General features: G+C 48.4%; 1 tRNA gene and 1 rRNA gene. Both read right to left on the bottom strand.

Annotated elements, in window-relative coordinates:
• Positions 1-29: 29 nt before the first annotated feature.
• Positions 30-103: transfer RNA gene (locus ACLI1A_RS19515), tRNA-Ile, on the bottom strand.
• A 147-nt stretch (positions 104-250) separates the two neighbouring features.
• Positions 251-1764: ribosomal RNA gene (locus ACLI1A_RS19510) — 16S ribosomal RNA — on the bottom strand.
• Positions 1765-1839 lie beyond the last annotated feature (75 nt).

The following is a 1839-nucleotide window of genomic DNA, read 5'->3' as shown; positions in this document are numbered from 1 at the left end:
TTAAACTTTAAACCTGAAACTAAAATTTGTAGTCCCGGGCAGACTCGAACTGCCGACCCCTACATTATCAGTGTAGTACTCTAACCAGCTGAGCTACGAGACTATTTTCAAAGCTACTGAGCTGCTTAGTAGCTAAGCCGCTAAGCGCTAAGAAGCTTTTTTCAGCTCTCTTCTTACTTACTTTTTTTGAACTAACAGCGAGAGTAAGACTAAATCTTACCTTTTTAACCAAGCGAGGTCATTTCTCTAGAAAGGAGGTGTTCCAGCCGCACCTTCCGGTACGGCTACCTTGTTACGACTTAGCCCCAGTTACCAGTTTTACCCTAGGCAGCTCCTTGCGGTCACCGACTTCAGGTACCCCCAGCTTCCATGGCTTGACGGGCGGTGTGTACAAGGCCCGGGAACGTATTCACCGGATCATGGCTGATATCCGATTACTAGCGATTCCAGCTTCATGGAGTCGGGTTGCAGACTCCAATCCGAACTGAGACAGGCTTTATAGATTCGCTCCTACTTGCGTAGTGGCTGCTCTCTGTACCTGCCATTGTAGCACGTGTGTAGCCCAGGACGTAAGGGCCGTGATGATTTGACGTCATCCCCACCTTCCTCACGGTTTGCACCGGCAGTCTTGCTAGAGTTCCCGACATGACTCGCTGGCAACTAACAACAGGGGTTGCGCTCGTTATAGGACTTAACCTGACACCTCACGGCACGAGCTGACGACAACCATGCAGCACCTTGTAATATGTCCGAAGAAGGATCTGTTTCCAAACCTGTCATACTACATTTAAGCCCTGGTAAGGTTCCTCGCGTATCATCGAATTAAACCACATGCTCCACCGCTTGTGCGGGCCCCCGTCAATTCCTTTGAGTTTCAGGCTTGCGCCCGTACTCCCCAGGTGGGATACTTATCACTTTCGCTTAGCCACTCAGTCTTACAACCAAACAGCTAGTATCCATCGTTTACGGCGTGGACTACCAGGGTATCTAATCCTGTTCGCTCCCCACGCTTTCGTCCATCAGCGTCAATACAGTGTTAGTAACCTGCCTTCGCAATTGGTATTCCATGTAATATCTAAGCATTTCACCGCTACACTACATATTCTAGTTACTTCACAATGATTCAAGTCCTACAGTATCAATGGCAGTTCGACAGTTAAGCTGCCGGATTTCACCACTGACTTATAAAACCGCCTACGGACCCTTTAAACCCAATGATTCCGGATAACGCTTGGATCCTCCGTATTACCGCGGCTGCTGGCACGGAGTTAGCCGATCCTTATTCTTACGGTACCGTCAAGCCGCTACACGTAGCGGTGTTTCTTCCCGTACAAAAGCAGTTTACACACCATAGATGCTTCATCCTGCACGCGGCATGGCTGGTTCAGTCTTGCGACCATTGACCAATATTCCTCACTGCTGCCTCCCGTAGGAGTCTGGTCCGTGTCTCAGTACCAGTGTGGGGGATCTCCCTCTCAGGACCCCTACCCATCGTAGCCTTGGTATGCCGTTACCATACCAACTAGCTAATGGGACGCATGCTCATCTTGTACCGTAACCTTTAATAATAATGTGATGCCACACTAAAATACTATGAGGTGTTAATCCAAATTTCTCTGGGCTATCCCTCAGTACAAGGCAGATTGCATACGCGTTACGCACCCGTGCGCCGGTCTCAAAGCCCGAAAGCTTCTACCCCTCGACTTGCATGTGTTAGGCCTGCCGCTAGCGTTCATCCTGAGCCAGGATCAAACTCTTCATCGTATATTTTTAATATTTTTACGACCTTTATTTCGCTAGGTTTTTATTCAATAAAATCAAGTATTTCTTACTCTCTCT

It is taken from the genome of Flavobacterium sp. RHBU_3 (assembly GCF_046613565.1).
Lineage (GTDB): Bacteria > Bacteroidota > Bacteroidia > Flavobacteriales > Flavobacteriaceae > Flavobacterium.
This window is presented reverse-complemented; position numbering and strand designations above follow the sequence as displayed.